The organism is Lysinibacillus sp. FW12 (genome assembly GCF_050817245.1).
Taxonomy (GTDB): domain Bacteria; phylum Bacillota; class Bacilli; order Bacillales_A; family Planococcaceae; genus Lysinibacillus; species Lysinibacillus irui.
The window spans coordinates 772,597-792,725 of the sequence record NZ_CP139094.1; the positions used below are offsets into that span (position 1 = coordinate 772,597).

Annotated in this window: 22 protein-coding genes; 12 read left to right on the forward strand and 10 right to left on the reverse strand. The window is 36.8% G+C overall.

The window, feature by feature from the left end; all coding sequences use genetic code 11:
• The first annotated feature begins 3 nt into the window (after positions 1-3).
• Both SJW71_RS03930 and SJW71_RS03935 read left to right on the forward strand, forming a co-directional pair.
• On the forward strand, positions 4-807 hold the full coding sequence (locus tag SJW71_RS03930; RefSeq protein ID WP_274794530.1) for a polyphosphate kinase 2 family protein: 804 nt from the start codon (positions 4-6) through the stop codon (positions 805-807).
• A 218-nt stretch (positions 808-1,025) separates the two neighbouring features.
• Entirely contained in the window at positions 1,026-1,613 is a 588-nt protein-coding gene (locus SJW71_RS03935; protein ID WP_274794529.1) for a GNAT family N-acetyltransferase, read from the forward strand.
• A gap of 71 nt (positions 1,614-1,684) precedes the next feature.
• On the opposite strand, the gene SJW71_RS03940 is transcribed toward SJW71_RS03935, so the two are convergent.
• The 3 genes from SJW71_RS03940 to SJW71_RS03950 form a co-directional block, all read right to left on the reverse strand.
• A complete protein-coding gene (locus tag SJW71_RS03940; protein ID WP_274794527.1) occupies positions 1,685-2,248 on the reverse strand; it encodes a beta-class carbonic anhydrase in 564 nt (187 codons plus the stop codon).
• A gap of 167 nt (positions 2,249-2,415) precedes the next feature.
• Complete coding sequence (locus SJW71_RS03945) at positions 2,416-2,550, reverse strand: hypothetical protein (protein WP_274794526.1); 135 nt, start codon at positions 2,548-2,550, stop codon at positions 2,416-2,418.
• Between the two features lie 139 nt (positions 2,551-2,689).
• On the reverse strand, positions 2,690-3,931 hold the full coding sequence (locus tag SJW71_RS03950) for an aminopeptidase (protein ID WP_274794525.1): 1,242 nt from the start codon (positions 3,929-3,931) through the stop codon (positions 2,690-2,692).
• Between the two features lie 189 nt (positions 3,932-4,120).
• Between SJW71_RS03950 and motA the strand changes: the two genes are divergently transcribed.
• Together motA and motB are read left to right on the forward strand one after the other, a co-directional pair.
• Positions 4,121-4,924, forward strand: coding sequence for a flagellar motor stator protein MotA (gene motA / locus SJW71_RS03955; RefSeq protein ID WP_274794524.1), 804 nt, complete (start codon positions 4,121-4,123; stop codon positions 4,922-4,924).
• Positions 4,908-5,672, forward strand: a complete 765-nt coding sequence (gene motB / locus SJW71_RS03960; protein WP_431811762.1) for a flagellar motor protein MotB — start codon at positions 4,908-4,910, stop codon at positions 5,670-5,672. Before motA ends, motB begins: the two co-directional genes overlap by 17 nt.
• A 55-nt stretch (positions 5,673-5,727) precedes the next feature.
• Here the strand turns inward: motB and SJW71_RS03965 are convergent, their stop codons facing one another.
• Positions 5,728-5,949 (reverse strand): DUF1128 domain-containing protein, encoded by a 222-nt coding sequence (locus SJW71_RS03965; RefSeq protein WP_036123318.1) that lies wholly within the window; start codon positions 5,947-5,949, stop codon positions 5,728-5,730.
• 177 nt (positions 5,950-6,126) lie between these two features.
• On the opposite strand from SJW71_RS03965, the gene SJW71_RS03970 reads away from it, so the two are divergent.
• Together SJW71_RS03970 and SJW71_RS03975 are read left to right on the forward strand one after the other, a co-directional pair.
• Positions 6,127-6,453 (forward strand): YtxH domain-containing protein, encoded by a 327-nt coding sequence (locus tag SJW71_RS03970; protein ID WP_274794522.1) that lies wholly within the window; start codon positions 6,127-6,129, stop codon positions 6,451-6,453.
• Between the two features lie 22 nt (positions 6,454-6,475).
• The gene (locus SJW71_RS03975) at positions 6,476-7,390 is read left to right on the forward strand and encodes a YihY/virulence factor BrkB family protein (RefSeq protein ID WP_274794521.1); all 915 of its coding nucleotides are present in this window, start codon (positions 6,476-6,478) and stop codon (positions 7,388-7,390) included.
• Positions 7,391-7,444: 54 nt separating this feature from the next.
• Here SJW71_RS03975 and SJW71_RS03980 read toward each other — a convergent pair whose 3' ends face one another.
• Complete coding sequence (locus SJW71_RS03980; protein ID WP_429978505.1) at positions 7,445-9,349, reverse strand: heavy metal translocating P-type ATPase; 1,905 nt, start codon at positions 9,347-9,349, stop codon at positions 7,445-7,447.
• Between the two features lie 289 nt (positions 9,350-9,638).
• Positions 9,639-11,177, reverse strand: a complete 1,539-nt coding sequence (locus tag SJW71_RS03985) for a fumarate hydratase (protein WP_274794519.1) — start codon at positions 11,175-11,177, stop codon at positions 9,639-9,641.
• Positions 11,178-11,367: 190 nt separating this feature from the next.
• Between SJW71_RS03985 and SJW71_RS03990 the strand changes: the two genes are divergently transcribed.
• Entirely contained in the window at positions 11,368-12,168 is an 801-nt protein-coding gene (locus tag SJW71_RS03990) for a YwqG family protein (RefSeq protein ID WP_274794518.1), read from the forward strand.
• Between the two features lie 118 nt (positions 12,169-12,286).
• Here SJW71_RS03990 and SJW71_RS03995 read toward each other — a convergent pair whose 3' ends face one another.
• A complete protein-coding gene (locus SJW71_RS03995; protein ID WP_274794517.1) occupies positions 12,287-12,472 on the reverse strand; it encodes an SE1561 family protein in 186 nt (61 codons plus the stop codon).
• 369 nt (positions 12,473-12,841) lie between these two features.
• On the opposite strand from SJW71_RS03995, the gene SJW71_RS04000 reads away from it, so the two are divergent.
• The gene (locus SJW71_RS04000; protein WP_274794516.1) at positions 12,842-14,026 is read left to right on the forward strand and encodes an MFS transporter; all 1,185 of its coding nucleotides are present in this window, start codon (positions 12,842-12,844) and stop codon (positions 14,024-14,026) included.
• A gap of 239 nt (positions 14,027-14,265) precedes the next feature.
• On the forward strand, positions 14,266-14,901 hold the full coding sequence (locus tag SJW71_RS04005; RefSeq protein ID WP_431811763.1) for a hypothetical protein: 636 nt from the start codon (positions 14,266-14,268) through the stop codon (positions 14,899-14,901).
• 333 nt (positions 14,902-15,234) lie between these two features.
• On the opposite strand, the gene rlmD is transcribed toward SJW71_RS04005, so the two are convergent.
• From rlmD to SJW71_RS04020, 3 genes are read right to left on the reverse strand one after another with little or no spacing between them, the layout of a single operon-like run.
• Complete coding sequence (gene rlmD / locus SJW71_RS04010; RefSeq protein WP_274794514.1) at positions 15,235-16,614, reverse strand: 23S rRNA (uracil(1939)-C(5))-methyltransferase RlmD; 1,380 nt, start codon at positions 16,612-16,614, stop codon at positions 15,235-15,237.
• Between the two features lie 37 nt (positions 16,615-16,651).
• A complete protein-coding gene (locus SJW71_RS04015; protein ID WP_274794513.1) occupies positions 16,652-17,476 on the reverse strand; it encodes a polysaccharide deacetylase family protein in 825 nt (274 codons plus the stop codon).
• A 56-nt stretch (positions 17,477-17,532) separates the two neighbouring features.
• A complete protein-coding gene (locus SJW71_RS04020) occupies positions 17,533-18,441 on the reverse strand; it encodes a TIGR01777 family oxidoreductase (protein WP_274794512.1) in 909 nt (302 codons plus the stop codon).
• Positions 18,442-18,695: 254 nt separating this feature from the next.
• Here SJW71_RS04020 and recX point away from each other — a divergent pair, with 254 nt between their 5' ends.
• The 3 genes from recX to SJW71_RS04035 are packed head-to-tail and all read left to right on the forward strand — an operon-like array spanning position 18,696 to position 20,095.
• Entirely contained in the window at positions 18,696-19,499 is an 804-nt protein-coding gene (gene recX, locus SJW71_RS04025; protein ID WP_274794511.1) for a recombination regulator RecX, read from the forward strand.
• Positions 19,496-19,825: a YfhH family protein gene (locus SJW71_RS04030; RefSeq protein ID WP_431811764.1), complete on the forward strand. Its 330-nt coding sequence runs from the start codon at positions 19,496-19,498 to the stop codon at positions 19,823-19,825. The genes recX and SJW71_RS04030 overlap by 4 nt, the downstream gene beginning before the upstream one ends.
• Positions 19,826-20,095: a YfhJ family protein gene (locus SJW71_RS04035; RefSeq protein ID WP_274794509.1), complete on the forward strand. Its 270-nt coding sequence runs from the start codon at positions 19,826-19,828 to the stop codon at positions 20,093-20,095. It begins immediately after the preceding gene.
• Positions 20,096-20,129: the final 34 nt, after the last annotated feature.

The window sequence follows — 20,129 nt, forward strand, 5'->3', positions numbered from 1 at the left end:
TCATTGGCACAAAATTTAAAAAATCTAGACTTATCGATTGAACTAGATAAAAAAATGTATAAAAAGAAATTAAAAGTACTCCAATATGAAATGTTAAATGCCCAACAGTTTTTATTAAAAAACAAAATTGGTTTAATTTTGGTATTTGAAGGAATGGATGCCGCTGGTAAAGGTGGCGCTATTAAACGACTAATTGAACGTGTCGATCCACGAGGTTATGTTGTACACCCTATTTCAGCTCCACAGCCTCATGAATTGCGCTATAACTATTTACAAAGATTCTGGAGAAAGTTACCGCAGCATGGGCAAATCGCTATTTTTGATCGTTCTTGGTATGGTCGTGTATTAGTAGAACGTATCGAAGGATTCGCATCGAAGGATGAATGGTCTCGTGCGTATGAAGAAATCAATAACTTCGAGAAAATTTTAACTGCAGGAGATTACATAATCATTAAATTTTGGCTTCATGTATCAGATGAAGAACAATTAAAACGCTTTAAAGAACGGGAACAAAACCCTTATAAATCTTGGAAGCTAACAGACGAAGATTGGCGAAATCGTGAAAAAACACCACAGTATATTGAAGCGGCAAATGAAATGTTTGAAAAGACTGATAAAAAGGATGCTCCATGGATCTTAGTTGCTGGTGATGATAAAAAGCACGCCCGTGTACAGGTGCTGCAGGAAACCATTGCACATATTGAACGAGAGGCTCTAAAACGTGGTCTCCATTTAACAAATGTATTAGATAATGGCCAACTAGAGGATGCTGATTCGTCCAGTTTAGAAATTGGGGACGAGAAGTAAGAACCAAATCAAAATAATGAATTGTGCTGCTATGAAATAGGACATGAGTTGTTTTAGTTGTAGCAGCATCTTTTCTTACATACAATGAAATAAACTAAATGTTCAACCTTTGAAATGTAGCGAATGAAAACCATTTTTTAAGCTATGTTAAATTCAAAGTAGTGATGTTACCAGAATGATGAATGTACTGATATTTATTGGAAGGCTAGTGTGGAGAAATGGTGCTTAAAATTTGGAATCTATTAAGAAAAAAGGGTGGGAATGTGGTAACGATAAAGGGAGAAAAATGCTACATCCGCACATTCCAAGAAAAAGATGCACGAAGTTTAACGGGTCTCGTAAGCCGAAATAAATACTTTTGGTCTATTTACGAGCCACTACAAAGACCAGAATATTATACAATTGACGCTCAATACAAAAAAATTCAAGAAAGTCTCTATTTGATGGAGTCAAAGCGAGAATATACTTTTGGTATTTTTGAGCATGGTACAAACAATCTAATAGGACATATTGCACTTTATGCTGTAAAACGCTTACCATACTCAAGTGCATTTGTTGGCTATGCGATGGATGAAATTTATGTAGGGAAGGGAATCGTCACAGAGGCCGTAAATATGGTGGTACGATTCGCGTTCGATCAAATAGGCCTACATCGTGTAGAGGCATATGTTTCTACTCAAAATGCACCTTCTATGCGCGTATTAGAGAAAGCAGGGTTTCAACAGGAAGGTCTGTTAAGAAAGCTGTTGTATATAAATGGTCAATGGGTAGATCATTTTATATATGCACGTTTAGAGGATGAATAATTAGAGAGGTGCCTATCTTTCGTTATGGAGAAAGATAGGCACCTTATTAGTTGTAAATCAAAAGGTAATGACTATTGTTTATTACCATCTTCAATTAAATCTAGATGACCTGTATTTGGATCGATAATGAGGCCATGAACAGGTACATCTTTCACCATTAGCGGATGATTTCGAATTGTATCAACACTTTTTTTAACACTTGTCGCTACATCACCAAAACCACGTAAAAACTCTTTTAAGTCAAAACCGGAATATTCTAGCATATTAATTGTTTTTGGATCAATACCTCTTTTAATCATTTCACTTAACATTGCTTCGGGATCAACTGCACTCATACCACAGTCATAATGCCCAACGACATAAACTTCATCTGCTTGTAGGCCATAAACAGCAACCAATAAACTACGCATAACTGCGCCGAAAGGATGGCTAACTAAAGCGCCAGCACTTTTCACAATTTTAACATCGCCATTACGTAAATTCATTGCTTTCGGTAAAAGCTCTACAAGTCGAGTATCCATACAAGATAAAACAACAATACGTTTATCAGGATATTTTGTAGTGATGAATGGTTCATATTTTTTTTCTTCGACAAACACTTTGTTAAACTCTAAAATATCTTGTAACATTGTCATGAAAATTGCTCCCTTCCTTACAAAAAATATTTTAGAGCAAAATTTTAAATATGCAAACTATAAAGACTTTATTCAGATAATTTTTACAATAAAGGAGCAACTTCATACATTTTTAAATTGTAGGCTATAAAAAAACAGCTACCTTTATAGTAGCTGTTTTTTATACATTAGAATTTTTCGTTTGGCTTTGGATCTACAGTTACTGAAGACTTGCTATCTAAACCAACTTGTAGGTAGTGGATGAAGAATGCCATAGAAATTAATAAAACTACTGTAAAGCCAAGAACAGTTGTAATGAACATTATTAGAGCTCCTCTCTACTTAAATGATCTATTAATTACCCTAAAACAATTATACAATAGGTTCCTAGTAAAATCTAAGGATAATTTATGACAACCTTAACATAGTTAGCCTAGAATACTAGTAGTAGGAATGGATTATTTAGAATGCCCAATTTCCATCTCTGAATATAGGTTCTTTTTGACCATCGTTAGTAATTCCGTCTATATTCATTTTGTTCGAACCAATCATAAAATCAACATGAGTCAAGCTTTGGTTAAGTCCATGTGCACTTAATTCCTCAGTAGTCATTTCTTTACCACCCTCTATACAAAATGCATAAGCACTTCCGATGGCTAAATGATTGGAGGCATTTTCATCGAATAATGTATTGTAAAATAACAAATTAGATTGTGAAATAGGTGATGCATGTGGTACTAATGCTATTTCACCAAGGTAATGAGCTCCCTCATCCGTTTCAACTAGAGCAGCTAAAATGTCTTGCCCTTGCTCAGCCTTGATGTCAATGATACGACCATCTTTAAATGTTAATGTAAAATGATCGATAATATTGCCGCCGTAGCTTAATGGCTTAGTGCTTGTTACATAGCCATTAACACCTGTTTTTAACGGTGCAGTAAAAATTTCTTCTGTAGGCATATTGGCCATAAATGCCTGGCCTTGTATGTTGATACTACTCCCACCTGTCCATATGTGATGTGCAGGTAGCTCAATCATGAGGTCAGTGCCTGGAGCAGTATAGTGAAGTGACTTATATTGCTTTGAGTTTAAATAGTCGGCTTTGCTATGTAATTCCTGATCATGAGCATGCCAAGCTTCAACAGACTGTTCAACGTCAATACGTGTCGCTGCAAAGATCGCTTCCCATAAGGCATCGATTTGTTGCTCTTCTGGTAAATTAGGGAAAACCTTTGCTGCCCAAGCCTTAGAAGGTGCAGCAATCACTGACCAGCTAAATTTATCTGCTTGTAGCCATTGATAATAGTTAGCCAATGCTTGACCAGATGCTTTTTGAAAGGCCATGATTCTGTCTCGTTCTATACCTTTTAATAAATCTGGGTTTTGTGAACTAATGCTTAAGAATGCAGCTCCATGATCCGCCAACCATTCACGCTCTTGTACTTTCCAAGGAGGGAAGAAATCAAATGAGTCTTTTGGTGCTCCTTCATAGCGAGCGCGTACAAGTTCGTCATCTGATAAATCGACGAATACTTGCTTTGCACCATTTTTATAAGCAATTTTAGTAATTATTTGTGCTAATTTTAAGTTATCGGTCGAACAGCTTATATAAAGATATTGATCTTTTTGGATATTTACTCCTACTTTTACCGCCAATTCAGCATATTTTATTAATTTTGTGTCGAATGATAATAACAAATTCATATCCCCTTTCGAAATAAGACAGTTTAGTGTAATATTCTTAATTCAATATAATCAAAAATGGTCGAAATGTGAATAAAAAGCATTAATTTCATCGAAAAATAAGTGAAATACATTTATACTACATTTATATATTTAAATTATGGAAAAACAGCCGAAATTAACATTATTAGTAGATTTGGAGGTTCTAGGATGGATAAGTCATCAGTTATAGGGTTGATAATTGCGTTAATAGCGCTGTTAGTAGGGATGGTCATGAAGGGTGTAAGTTTATCTGCATTTTATAACCCAGCAGCCATTCTAATTATCATTTTTGGTACTATTTCCGCAGTAACAATTGCCTTTCCTATGAAGGAGTTAAAGCGTGTACCAAAGCTATTTAAAATTCTTTTTAAAGAAACTAAATTAGCAGATGATATAGAAATTATTAAAATGTTTTCACAATGGGCTGATTTAGCTCGTCGTGAAGGATTATTAGCGCTAGAAAGTAAAGCTTCGGAAATTGAAGACCCATTTTTAAAAAATGGTCTTACATTAGCAATTGATGGTCAAAATGCTGATTACATTCGTGACGTACTAACGGAAGAAGTAGAGGCAATGGAAGAGCGTCATGCTAGTGGTTCTGCTATCTTTACGCAAGCAGGTACATATGCACCTACTCTAGGGGTTCTTGGTGCAGTAGTAGGGTTAATTGCCGCATTGGCAGATATGAACGATATTGAAAAACTTGGACATGCTATTTCGGCAGCCTTCATGGCTACATTACTCGGTATCTTTACTGGTTATGTGTTATGGCACCCATTTGCAAACAAATTAAAGCGTAAGTCTGCTTTAGAAGTAAAACAAAAGAGAATGATGATTGAGGGTATCCTTTCAGTATTAGAAGGGGAGGCTCCACGTGTTATTGAACAGAAATTATCATCATACTTAACGATGGAAGAACGTCGTCAAATTTCTGGTGAAAGCGGGGCGGGTGGCCTTGGCAAAGAAAGCTAAGAAAAAAAAGCATGATGAGCATATTGATGAATCTTGGTTAGTACCATATGCAGATATCTTAACGCTGCTCTTAGCGGTGTTTATTATTTTATTTGCTTCAAGTTCAGTCGACCAAGAAAAGTTAGATAGAATGTCAGCAGTATTTAATCAAGTATTTGAAGGTGGAACAAGCTTTTTAGAGCAACCAGCACCAGTACCAACTCCAAATGCGGACAGCGACCAAACACCACAGCAAAATTCAGCCTATTTAAAAGATCAGCAAGAGCTAGCAGCTATTAAAGATAGTGTGGATAACTTTATTGCCGTCAATGAAATGGAAGAACAATTTGCAACAGAGATGACGGATGAAGGGTTACTTGTGACAATTCGAGATAGTATTTTATTTGATCCTGGTCAAGCAACGATTAAACCAGAATATATTCCAATTGCCAAAGAGCTTGCAAATGTACTAGTGTCTAATCCGCCACGTAACATTGTCATTACGGGTCATACGGATAATGTGCCAGCTGGACCTAATTTCTCATCAAATTTAGAGTTGTCCTTAATGCGTGCATCCAATTTTTACATGGTATTATTGGATAGTAATTCACAATTAAAATCGGAGAACTTTAGTGCGAAGGGTTATGGTGAAAACCGAGCTATTGCACCGAATGATACAGCAGAGGGTCGTGCACAGAATCGTCGTGTTGAGGTGCTCATCCAGCCATTAGTGACTGAGGATGGTTCGGAAGCTAAAAATACACAATAAAAAAAGGCTATTAGCAACAGACAAAATGTCTCTTGCTAATGGCCTTTTTATTGACTTATTTACGTAAAGATCCTAATTCAGCGACAATTGCTTGCATTTCACTTGGGCTAAATGTTTCTCTTTTCATAACCATTTCATATAAATACACTAAATCTTCATAATTTGCTTCATCGAAGTGTTCCGATTTCATCGCATCGACATTCACCATGCGAAGCTTGTCTTTCATTTGATCAACCATATAAACAACGTTTTCTTTAGATGGAACTGATAAATCCATTTTTTACCCTACCTTTCGTTCTCCTCGCACATATCATTTCATTGAATAAAAAAAATGTCAACTCCGTATTTGGGCATTGCTTTAAAAATAGACTGTTATTGGGTAGAATAAGGGCAGTAGACTGTTTATTTATGAAATAATAGGGAATATGCAATTACACAAGCAGGGGGTTTTAATATGGGTCAAAGTAAATTATTAGCATCTATCGTGGCAGGAGCAGCAGTTGGTGCTGCATTAAGTATGCTAGATCGTACAACTCGGGAAAAAACAATTGCCACAACTAAAAAAATGAAGGAAGCCATTTCTTATTATGCAACCAATCGAGAAGAATTACAGGATTTAGTTGAGGAAAAAGTATTAGCTGCGAAGGTACTTTGTGAAAGTGTGTCAGAAAATGTCAACACAATTGCAGAAAAGGTTGATGAATTTAAAGATTTACCTTCTACAATACAGGGAATGATTGAAGACACCAAATCAGCCTTTACTGTACCTCATAAGGAATAAAGGTAGTTTTAGGAGGAATTGTATGGAGAAGAAAAAAGCAACTATGCATAATGCTTTTGGGGTTGTGAAATCGTTCGTCTCTCCTGAAGAGGAAGTGAGTGTGATGACATCCAAAGGCTTTGTCCAAGATTTAATAGGTCGGCTAAAGCGAGTTGAAATATCTGCGCTTGCTGCACAATTGGCTTATTTCTTTTTATTATCGTTCTTCCCCTTACTTATTTTCTTAGTGACGTTATTACCTTATTTAAACTTAAAAACGACACAGGTTTATTCATTTTTAGTGAATGTATTACCAGATGAAGTGTATAAACTGATTGAAAATACGCTGAATGAGATTTTAACAAATAGAAATAGTAGCTTATTGTCGATCGGGGTACTAGGTACAATTTGGTCTGCATCTAAAGGCATTAATGCACTGATTCGTGCATTAAATAAAGCTTATGATACAGAGGGTAGAGTAGGTATACTAGATAGAGGCTTGTCATTAGTTTTTACAGTCGCTCTCGTTTTTGTTATTGCGATTGCTCTCTTATTGCCTGTATTTGGTCAGCAAATTGGCCATTTCCTATTCTCAATCATTGGAATAGAGGAGCAGTTTGAATCCATTTGGCATAGATTAAGATGGTCCATTCCACCAATACTTATTTTTATCGTTTTAATGGGGATCTACTGGATTGTACCTAATACAAGTCCTCGCTTGAAAATAATGGGCGTTTGGCCAGGAGCGATGTTTGCTACATTCGCTTGGTTAGCAGTCACATATGGTTTCTCTTTTTATATTAATAATTTTGCTAATTATTCTGCTACATATGGTAGTATTGGTGGCGTCATTATTTTAATGCTCTGGCTATATTTTACGGGGATTATCCTTATCTTTGGTGGGATATTAAATGCTACAATGCAGAAAAGGGCACTTCAAAAGGAAATGCTAAAATAAGAAAAAACAGCCTCGCTTCTTGGTACAAGATGAGCGGGGCTGTTTTATGTTAGCCTAGACATTTTTATTAAGCATGCGTAAACCGTTTAATATTACTAGAATTGTACTACCCTCATGGCCAATTACACCTAAAGGTAAGTCGACTACTTGTAAGAAGTTTGAGGCGATTAATAGGACAATAACTCCAATTGAAAAGAATATATTTTGTTTTATTATTCGCTGCATTTTTCGTGATAGGCGAACAGCATAAGCGATTTTAGATAAGTCATTTTTCATTAGCACGACATCTGCTGTTTCTAGTGCAACGTCTGTGCCTTCACCCATAGCAATCCCTGTAGTTGCAGTAGCAAGCGCAGGAGCATCATTAATACCATCGCCGACCATACCAACAAATTGATGTTGGGTAAGTAATCGTTTCATTTCAGTTACCTTTGTTTCAGGCAGACATTCTGCAACATATTCCGTAACGCCAGCTTCTTGAGCAATCACTTTAGCCGTTTTTTCATTGTCGCCTGTTAGCATTACCACGTGGATACCAAGCTCTTTTAATAAAGTGACAGCTTTCTTAGCTTCGGAGCGTACAGTATCTTTTAATGCTGCTAATGCAACAATTCCATGTTCATCGCGAATGAAAATAACTGTTTTTCCTTCTGCTGCCAGCTTAGTCACTGCGCCGTTTGCAAAATCATTGGCAAGTTGCGCATCCACAAACTCTGGTTTTCCTACTTGATATTCCTTGTTTTGAATTGTTCCTTTCATACCCCAGCCTGGAATATCCTCTATTGTTGCTTGAGGCAAGGCATTAATGCCTTGAGCCTTAGCATACGAGGTAATGGCTTGGGCAAGTGGATGATTGGATTGAGATTCAATCCCTGCAAGAATGGCTAAAGCCTTAGCACGATCTTCACCATCTCGGACAATGAAATCTGTAACTTCGGGTTTACCTTGTGTTAAAGTACCTGTTTTATCAACTGCTAATGCACGTAAAACACTGAGATGTTCTAAATGTAAACCACCTTTAAATAGGACACCATTTTTTGCACCATTAGAGATTGCTGCTAATGTAGCAGGCATGATGGATGCAACAAGTGCACATGGCGAGGCAACTACCAATAACACCATTGCTCGGTAAAATGTTGTTGTCCAGTCCCAGCCAAGTAAAAAGTGGGGAAGGAACATCATAATGGCAACAGCTAATAATACAAATTTTACATAAGTCCCTTCAAATTTCTCAATAAATTGCTGAGAGGGTGATTTTTCACTTTGTGCACTTTGAACAAGTTGTATAATTTTTTGGAATAGTGTTTCTGAATTAGCTTTTGTCATTTCCATCGTAATAGCACCATTTAAGTTAACAGTGCCTGCAAATACTTCATCACCTTCGTTTTTTAAAACAGGTAATGGCTCACCGCTAATCGCAGATTCATCAATGGAAGACTGCCCTTTGAAAATAACCCCATCTGCTGGAATGCGTTCTCCAGGTTTAATAAGTAAATGATCACCGATTTGTAACGTTGAGACTGACACCTTCATTGGCTCAAAACCGCCTCGCACTAACCAAGCTTCTTCTGGCTGTAAGTTCATAAGGGCTGATATTTCACGGTGACTTTTATTCATGGCATATGTTTCAAGAGCACCACTTACAGCAAAGATAAAAATAAGAATAGCTCCCTCTGTCCAATAGCCTATTGCTGCCGAACCAATGGCGGCTAATACCATTAGTAGTTCCACATTAAGTTTCCGATCTTCAATCGTTTCTTCAATACCTTCTTTGGCCTTTGCAAAACCACCTACACAAAACGCTATTAAATACAGTAGAACTGATGCAGTTGTTTGTCCGCTTGTATCTAAACGCCAAGCAAGTAAAATAAAAATGCCGGCCATAAGAGCAGCGATTAATTCAGCATGCTCCTTAATTTTCTCAATTAAATTTATATTTTCTCGATTAGAGTATTCCATTCATATCCCTCCTGATAATGAAAATCAATATCAAAACCTCTATAAATAAGTGTTTATTCAGTGGTTTTAATTGAAAATAGATTTCAATTACCATCTATTTTATTTAGAATTATTATAACAAAGGAATTTATAAAAATAAAGTAGGAAGTTTGAAGGAGTTTTATGTTGTTCATAAGGCGGTTAGGGGAGTCTGTTTCGAATAAAGAATAAGGCACAGTCTATTCACTAGGAATATTCTGTGCCTTACTAAATTGTGCAGTAAAATAGATCACTGCAACCTTTTATTTAATTAGAAGACTCTTTCAGCATGCAAAGCTAGTTTTTCTAATGATGATTTATCAACATCTGCATGTAATGAGTTACCGTGTGAGTCCATTGTTACAACTGCTGTAAAGTTTTCAACATTTAAGTGCCACATTGCTTCAGGAATACCAAACTCCATTAAATCAACACCGTCAACACCTTTAATGCAGTCTGCGTAGTATTGAGCTGCTCCACCGATAGCGTTCAAGTAAACACCACCATGTTCATTAAGAGCTTTTAATGTTTTTGGTCCCATACCACCTTTACCGATTACAGCACGGATACCAAATTTTTTCATGATATCACCTTGGTATGGTTCCTCACGAATAGATGTCGTTGGACCAGCAGCTTTTACTGTCCAATTACCTTCTTCGTCTTTTGCCATAACAGGTCCACAGTGATAAATAACTTGTCCGTTTAGGTCAACTGGTGCATCGTGGCTCATTAAATGGTGGTGGATAGCGTCACGACCAGTATACATACGACCAGAAATAGAAACGACATCACCAACTTTTAGTGAGCGAATTTGTTCTTCAGTAATTGGTGCAGTAAGCTCTACTACATTTGTTGTTGTATCTTCTGTTGTAGCAGCCACTTCATCTTCTTTGAAGGTAATTTTTTCGCCTTCTTGATAGTGCCATTTAATAATTTCGCCAGTTTGAGGATCAATGTCTACAGCCATGCGGCGGTATGCCCAGCAATTATATGCTACAGATACATAGAAAGAAGCAGGGATACGGTGCATTACGCCGATTTTACATCCTAATAATGTTGCCTCACCACCGAAGCCCATTGTACCGATACCGAATGTATTAGCTGTTTTAACTACATACTCTTCTAATTTTGCAAGATCTGGATTTGGATTTGTATCTTCTACATGACGGAATAATTGTTCTTTTGCTAAATCATAGCCTGAAGAACGATCTCCACCAATACCAACACCAATGAAACCAGCTGAACAGCCTTGCCCTTGAGCTTGGTATACTGAGTGTATAATACATTTACGAATACCGTCTAAGTCACGACCCGCACGACCAAGACCTTCTAGTTCACATGGTAGACTGTATTGTATGTTTTTATTTTCACAGCCGCCACCTTTTAAAATTAACTTAATTGTAATGTAGTCTTTTTCCCATTGTTCAAATTTCATAACTGGTAAACCATCACCAAGGTTATTACCACTGTTTGCACCAGTTAAGGAATCCACTGCGTTTGGACGTAATTTTGCATCTGCTGTCGTATCATTGATTGCTTTTTTGATTGCAGCTTTAATTTCTAATTGATTTACGCCAACAGGTGTATAAATTTTGAAAGTTGGAAGTCCTGTATCCTGACAAATTGGTGACACGTTATCTTCTGCCATAATAATATTAGTAGAGATTGTGTCTAAGCTCATTGCTGCACGAGTGCCAGCATTCTCAGCCTCTTTTGCTTTTTTAATAGCACGACGAACATCCTTAGGTAAATTCGTAGATGTTTCAGTAATTAAATCGTAAAGACTTTTCTCCAAAGTTTGTAGATTCATTGGTATTGCCCCCCATAGAAAAATTGATTATTTCCACGTTACATTATACTCTTTTCAACTAATGAAAAAAAGAGTCCTTATCTGAGAGTGTTAAATAAGAGCATATTTTAATAGTATTTTAGTTGAGAGTTGATTTTACAGAACATTTGTTCTAATATGAAAGAGAATCCACAATTAAGGAGGAACTAGTATGTGTGCTAAAACGTTACTTGAGTTACCCGAGAAAATTGAACAATATAGACCGTTAATAGAGGAAACTATGAAACCTGTTGTATTAGTTGATACGGAAATCAGTACAACAACTTTGTTTCAAAGTAAGTTTGCAGGGGATCCTTATTTTCCATTGTCGATGGAGTACCCCAAAAACATCAATGGACAACCATTGAAACTATTAGCTCAAATTAATTTTGCAGAGGTACCTAACCATTTACCAAATTTCCCCGAGGAAGGAATATTGCAGTTTTATATTGATGGGTATGATGACGTTTTAGGAATGGATTTCGATAATGGACAACATCAAGAAGGTTTTCGGGTTATTTTCCATGAAACAATCACGTATGATGAATCGCAACTTGTCCAGGATTTTTCATTTGTCAATATTGAGGGTGAGGAAATGTATTTTCCTGTAGAGCGTGAAATGGCATTATCCTTTGAAAAAGGTTTGGAACCATTGTCGATTGATGATTTTAGAAGTAATGACAAGTATGGCAGCATCTTAACTTCTATAGAGGAGGATGAAATGTTAGAGGATGCATTCTATGATGCTTTAACGGGGGATGGTCATAAAATAGGTGGTTATCCGTTCTTTACACAAGAAGATCCAAGAGCATACGGAGATTATACTGACTCTACAATCTTGCTGTTACAAGTAGATAGTGTGGGGGATGATATTCTTTGGGGTGATTGTGGTGTTGGTAACTTCTTCATTACAGAGGAAGAATTAAAGAATAAAGATTTTAGCAAAGTATTATATAACTGGGACTGTCATTAAAAACAAGCGAAAATTAAAGCTTTACTAAAGTAAAAAGACTATAGGCAAATTTTTAAATGTTGAAGTTTGCCAATAGTCTTTAGGCGAGTATAAATAGTGCTTGTCTATTTACGATTCATTATTGTTCACGAGCATTAAATTGCTCCATTTTATCTTCTAAATCATCCATCATTTGAATTAAACGATCAATATCTTCTAATTCAGCTGTTTCAGGATCAAGGGCATCTAATACTTCTAAAAACATTTCAAGACGCTCTTTTAAATAAGTTACTTGCTGCTTTTTATCAGTGATTGGATTTGACATTCGTACACCTCATTTCATCCCCTTCATCGTAGCTGATTTTAGCTGAAATTTCAATGTTTAGGTAAACACCTAGGACTTAGCGATTAATTTTAAAAATGAATAGACAGAATATTTACAATATTGTTGATGTATGTTAAAGTTGTTTTAAGATAAAGTAAAGGAGCTGATTGAAAAAATAATTGCGACACTAACTCGAAAAGGAGGGAGTTTAAACAAGTACTCGGTAATAATCAAAAGCCGAAATTCGTGTTTATACAATTAAATGAGGATAAGTATTAGTTAGGCCTTAGCGTAAAATCACATGTGGTGAGCGCTAAGGCTTTTTGGTATGCTGTTCTTTGGAAGAATGACTTGATATTGGAGGGAAAAATGACGTACTTCTCAGATTACAGCAAAAAAAGATTTACCATTTTAGTTTTAATTGTATCCATATCAGGCTTTTCACAAGGGATGCTACTACCGCTTATTTCGATCATATTTGAACGTGATGGGGTATCCTCTGCATTGAATGGCTTGAATGCAACAGGCTTATACATAGGAACATTATTAATTTCACCTTTTATTGAGCAGCCTTTACGGAAATGGGGTTACAAACCGATTATATTAGTTGGTGGAGCACTTGTTTTTGCGTCTTTACTTGCATTTCCCTTATGGAAGAGTGTGACCTTTTGGTTTGTACTTCGTTTACTAATCGGTGTAGGAGATCATGCTTTACACTATGCGACACAAACATGGATTACAAGTACAGCAGATCCTAAAAGTTTAGGGAAAGGCATGGCCATCTATGGTTTATCATTTAGTATAGGCTTTGCAGTTGGGCCACTCTTAGTCAAGCTGATAGAAATTACAGAAGCTTTACCGTTTATCGTCTCATCCATCATGTGCCTATTCGCATGGTCCTTTGTATTTTTCTTACAAAATGAAAAACCAGAGCGACTAACTGGTGACTTAAAAGCAAGAGGATGGCAACGTTATAAAATGGCCATTGTATTTGGTTGGATTGCCTTTTTAGGACCTTTCGTTTATGGGTTTCTGGAGTCTTCACTAAATGCGTTGTTTCCAGTTTATGCTTTACGCAAAGGTTTTGAAGTCGGTATGATTCCTATTATTTTATCTGTCTTTACATTTGGTGGTATTTTGACTCAAGTTCCACTAGGTGCACTAGGCGATAAAATCGGGAGAAGGAACATCTTGCTGATAGGGTCATTTGGGGGTGCTATCATTTTCGGAATTGCAAGCTTTTTAGAGCATTCCCAAATGGCTGTGGCTGTAGCGTTTTTCTTAACGGGTACGTTAGTTGGCTCGATGTTTTCTTTGGGGATTACATTTATGGCGGATTTAACACCAAAGGAGCTTTTACCTACAGGAAATTTACTGTGCGGTATTGCTCTAAGCATTGGTAGCTTAACAGGACCTTTTTTAGGTGGGGTTTATTTAGAATATGTAAAAAATTATAGCTTCCTTTTACTTGTGGCAATGCTATTGCTTGCAGTTGCAATCGTTTTACTAATTTTTGGACGTCAGAAGCATAAACAACCATCGATGGCAAAATAAAAAGAGCGGGGCTCATCTTCCCGCTCAAAACAAAAAAACGCCCAGCAAATCCGTGCTGTTATGGCGTTTTTTGCGTAACAAGGATGTTCCGTCCAAGTTACATAGGTTTGGCACCTAGAAAGATATTATACAGACATGTTCTTTTGAAATCAATAAAAAATTAAAGGTATATTTTGGACATTGTTAATATTACCATTTATAATAAAAAAATACACTTGCTTAGACAGGGAGATTTTATCATGACTGAAATGAAAAAATTATCTATTCATCGTGCGTTAACAGAATTAAAAATGTTGAATATAAGAATTGAAGCAGCAACAAATGAGGTTAGCTCGGTATTAGCTAATCGAAAAAGTAATAGTAAGATTAATGGTATAGAAATTGGTGAGTATGAAAAACAAATGCAAGCTTCGTATGATAAAGTGATTGGCTTAATTCACTATCGAAATAAAATAAAAGCACTCGTTGTTCAATCTAATGCCCAAACTAAGGTGAAAGTTGGCAAGGAAGAAATGACAGTTGCAGAGGCAATTGAACGAAAGCAATCTATTCAATTTGAAAAGAATTTGCTCGAAGTTATGCAGCATCAATACCGTTCAGCAATTCATACAGTTGCCAAAGAAAATGATGCATTACCAGCCAAGTTGGAAACTTATTTAATTAACATATTAGGCAATAAAGACAAACAATCTCCAGAGGAAGTCAAATTACATACTGAAACATTTTTGAAAAGAAATGAGTATGAATTAATCGATCCACTAAACGTCAAAAAACAAATAGAAACATTGAGTAATCGAATTGAAGAATTTGAATCTGAGGTTGATGCTGTTCTATCAGAGTCGAATGCCACAACATTTATTGAAGTACAAGCTTAACGAGATTTGCATGACCTAGCGAAAATGGAAAACGAAAAGTCGCTCGCGCTTGAAGGCATGTGTGCGAGTAAAAACCTTAAACATGCCTTACCCAATGGAAACTTTCAACTAAACTAAATTGAAAGCTTAAAGAGTAAAGATAAAAGTACAAAGCTTACGTCTTAAAGTTCTTTTGGTAAAAGCTCAAAATTCAACATTTAAAAATCTTTTAAATCCTGGGGAAATGGTTAAGGTATCGACTTTTCTAGACCGTCTATCATCCACCAGGCAGCTTGTGCTGTGCTAAATAAAGAAAAGGACGTCTCAATTTTTTTGAGACGTCCTTTTTGCCATTTATTTATTTTTCAATACAAGCTTTGCCACGCATTCCACCTGAGCTGTCTGAGCGAACATGTCAACAGGCTGAATATACTCAACATGATAAAGGTTCGATAACTGTTGTAAGTCCTTAGCTAAAGTCGAAGGGTTACAAGAGGTATAAACAAAACGTTTAGGTTTAAGCTTAAGCACTGTTCGAATAAACTCAGGAGCAAGTCCTGTACGTGGTGGATCTACAGTAATAACATCTGGTGTAAACCCTTCTTTTCTCCATTTAGCTAGGACATTTTCTGCTGTACCAACTGCATATTTAGTATGCTTAAAGCCATGATTACGTGCATTTTTACGTGCATCTTGAATGCTTTCAGGAATGACATCCATCCCACGGACTTCCTTCGCTTGATCTGCTAGCCAAAGTCCAATTGTTCCGACTCCACAATAAGCATCTACAACTGTTTCTTTACCAGTTAAAGCAGCAGCCTTTTTAATTTCATTATAGAGATGAACAGTTTGCGTTGGATTTAGCTGGAAAAAGGCGCGTGCTGATAAATCAAAGGCCAATTCACCAAGCTCCTCGTGGATTGTTTCTTTACCATCAAGAACAATCGTTTCATCACCAAAGATTAAAGAAGTTTTCTCACGATTTATATTTTGTGCAATGGATACAATGCTAGGATCAATCTTTTTAATACGTGTTATAAGTTCAGTTAAATGAGGAATTTCTTTACGAGTAGTTACAAGTACTACTTGTGTCTCCCCAGTGCGTATACCAGTACGAACTACAATCGTACGAACTAAACCATCAAGCGTACGACCATCGTAAATAGTTATATTCAATTTTTGTAAAATCTTACGTGTTGCAACAGTAATTTTAGAAGTGACGGGGTGCTGAACAAGGCAATCATTTATATTCAATAGCTTGTTACTTCCTTCTGCAAATAAGCCAGCATATACGCGCTTGCCTTCTTTACGCACTTGGAACTGGCTTTTATTACGATAGTGCCAAGGATTATCCATACCAAGTGTTTTCCGTACCTCTACAGTTTCAGCTAATGGTTTTGCATAACGTTCTAATGCTTGAATAACAATATCACGCTTTTCCACTAGCTGTTTGTCATAAGTCATGTGCTGAAGCTGACAGCCACCACATTCGTTGTAAACTGGACAAGGTGCTTCCTGACGGTATTTTGAAGCTTTTCGGATTGATAATATTTCAGCTTCAGCAAAATTACGCTGTGTTTTTGTTACTTGAGCTGTAATTTCTTCTCCAGGAATTGCCCCTTTCACAAATACTACATTACGTTTGTAAAATCCTACACCCTCACCATTAATACCAAGTCTTTTTATTGTTAATGGGAATTTTTGTCCCACGGTCATCGTTGTTTGCTGCGTCAAACGTTCCACGTCCCTGCTTTATAATGTCATCTCCCCATTATAACGAAGGTACAGGGGATTGCAAAGCAACAGGGAAATCATCATATTCTAATACTAAATCGTCAAGTGATAAAAATGTATAGCCTTGTTTTTTTGCTTCTGCAATAAACATTGGTAAAGCTTCAGCATTGTCCTGTGCTACTGTGTGCATTAATATAACCGCTCCAGGATGCAATTGTTCCATTAGTGCATTATAAGCATAATCCGCACCACGACGTTCATCCTTCATCCAATCCTTAAATGCTACAGACCAGAAAATATGACGATAACCTTCTGCATTTCCCACCTCTAACACTTTTGCATTAAAAATACCTTCGGGTGGACGGGCATAAGTTGTGCGGTCAATTCCTGTTAATTCGCGTAGCTTTCCATCGAACTTTTTCCATTCTGCACGCATTCCATCTGGAGAGAGACGAGCCATATTGGGATGACCATAAGAGTGATTCCCGATTGTATGACCATCTTTTACCATGCGTTTCACTAAATCGCTGGCACTGTCTAAATAATGTCCTGTTAAAAAGAAGGTTGCAGGTACATTTTCCTTTTTCAATGTATCCAAAATACTTTCGGTAAAGCCGTTTTCATAGCCATTATCAAATGTTAAATAGGCAATTTTTTTATCCGGCTTTCCTTTGTAAATAGCTCCATATTTATCAAGTAACTGATCAAGCTGCGCTCCTGCCTCTGCCTGTTCTCCATTTTTAGCGCGCTTAAAGCCCCAATGGTGTTCATCAGAACCGGCAGCAAAATTTGGATTAAAGCTAATTCCTGCGGCAATAATAAAAGTAGCGATTACCGCACCTACAATATGTTGTTTCCACATAAAAAACGCATCCTTTCTTTTTCATTAGGATGCGTAAAAAAGCTAGAAATTATCCACTATTTCCGAGCATTTAATATGTCTTCAAGTGCTTGTGTTAAATAAGGATATTGAAATGTAAAATGATGTTTTTCTAAAACTGTTGGGAGGACATGTTGCCCCTCTAAAACAAGTTTACTTTGTTCACCGAGAGCTAAACGTATAGCAAAACCTGGCACAGGCATCCAATGACGTCTACCCATGACCTTTGCGAGTGTTTGTCCAAAATCTTTCATTCTCATAGCATTTGGGGCCGTTACATTAAATGGTCCATGGATACTTTCATTCATTATAGCGAAATAAATGGCACGTGCTACGTCATCGATATGTACCCATGACAGCCATTGTTCACCGGAGCCAATAGTTCCACCTACATGCATTTTATACGGTAATAGCATTGGTGGGAGTGCACCATTGTCTCGTCCTAAAATGACACCAAAACGTGCGAGAGCAACCCGAATCCCAAAACGCTCTGCTCGTTTTGCATGGCGTTCCCAATCATGGACGGTTGTTCCCAAAAAGTCAGTTGCATAAGCCGTAAAATCTTCATCATAGATTGCTTCTGTTGAAGTCGGATAAATACCTACCGCACTAGCATTAACAAATACTTTAGGTTTTTTCGTAAGTATTTCCATTATCCGTATTATTTCAAGTGTCGTATTCATTCGGCTCCAATAGATAGCCTTTTTTTGTCTTTTCGTCCAGCGCCCATTATTTAAAGAAACACCTGCAAGATTAACAAAAACATCTACACCTTCAAATAACTCTACAGAAGGCTGGTGCGGCTGTAGCCATTGTACATAGTGAACGCCATTATCTATTTTTGATTGATGACGTGTTAAGACAAAAAGGTTATGACCATAGTCTTGCAATAGCTTTATAAGGGCTTTTCCAACAAAGCCAGTACCACCTGCAATAACGATTTTCATAACAACACCTCTTTTCGAATAAAAGCTTACTTGTAAGTTTACCATGTAACCGATTAGTGAACATCTGTAGCGTATGGTTTGAAAACGTATGTGTCAGAGGCGCAAAAAATCTCCGCTAATATATAGTACCCATGCAAGCAGAGATAACTACCTAATTAGAGAGGTGAATACCAGTGTACGTAGGCAAAATACTAATACCAATTATCAAATCCTTTAAAAAGAAATGCTATAATAACTAGAGTGAGGTGTTTGCTATGCGTATGATTACAAAAATTGCACGTCAAAAAAACAATCCTGAGCGCTATAATATTTATTTAAATGAAGAATATGCTTTTCCGGTTGATGAAGCTATTCTCATTCAATTTGGTTTAACAAAGGGGAAAGTACTGGACGAATTTGAAATCCAGGAAATTGCCTATGAGGATGAAATACGTAAGGCATTTAATAAAGGATTAAATTTTTTATCTTATCAAATGCGAAGTGAGCATGAGGTTAAGAAAAAGCTCCTTGCATTAGAATTTGGAGAAGCAGTGGTGTTAGAGGCAATCCAGAAGTTAAAAACATATGGTTTTATCAATGATGAAAATTACTCAAAGGCATTGCTCGATACAAAAAAGGCTACTATGAAAAAAGGGCCAAGAGCGATTAGACAAGATCTTATCAAAAAAGGCATAGATAAAAACTTACAGGATGAGGTGCTTGCTACATATAGTTTCGAAGAACAATTAAACCTAGCTAGCCAGTTAGCCGATAAAATTGTTCGTTCAGAAAACAAAAAAACACCAACACAAGTAAAGGCAAAAATCCAAGACTATCTGTTAAGAAAAGGTTATGCATTTTCTATTGTTGAAGAGGTGCTTAACCAAATAGAGCTTGGACAAGATGAAGACAACTGGCAACAGCTCCTCGATGTTCAAGGCGAAAAAGTTTGGAAAAAGTACGTATCGAAGTATACTGGTTATGAGCTGAAAATGAAAATTAAACAGGCGCTCTATCAAAAGGGTTTTCCTATAGAGGTAATAGATCGTTTTATAGAAGAGAAGGAGAATGAAGAATGAACGAAAAAAATTATGCTGCTATGTCAGAGCATGAACTACGTGATGAAATAGCTTTTCTAAAAGAAAAAGCACGTAAGGCTGAGCAGCTAGGAATTATCAATGAGTTTGCTGTTTATGAACGCAAAGCCTTAATGGCAGCTGCTTATTTAGTAGATCTGGATACGATTGTACCAGGAGAAATGTATCGTATTGATGGTTCGGATAATGAATTTTTCCAAGTAGATTATCTAAAGGGACGCTTTGCTTGGGGACACCGTTTAGGTGGAAACAAGTATCAAGAAGCATTACCTGTATCTATACTATCCCCTGTAAAGGTGGGAAAGTAAGTGGAAGATAAAATTGAAAAATTGACAGCTGAGTTGCTGGCAAAAAATCCGCAAATGTCAGTGGGCCGAGCACGTGTTTGGGTTGAACTGTTATGGAGTGACTTTGAATCAACAGCTGCCAAAGCAGGATACGCTTATCGAGGCGCAGATTATACAGAAAATCTAGTACGCCAATTAATTACAAGCTATGGTGATAAACTCCATACCTTTGCAGGACGCAATCCAAAGTACTCTCATTTATTAGATGCTAGTGATGATATGATCCAATAAGAAAACCCTGACCACTATTGGTCAGGGTTTACTG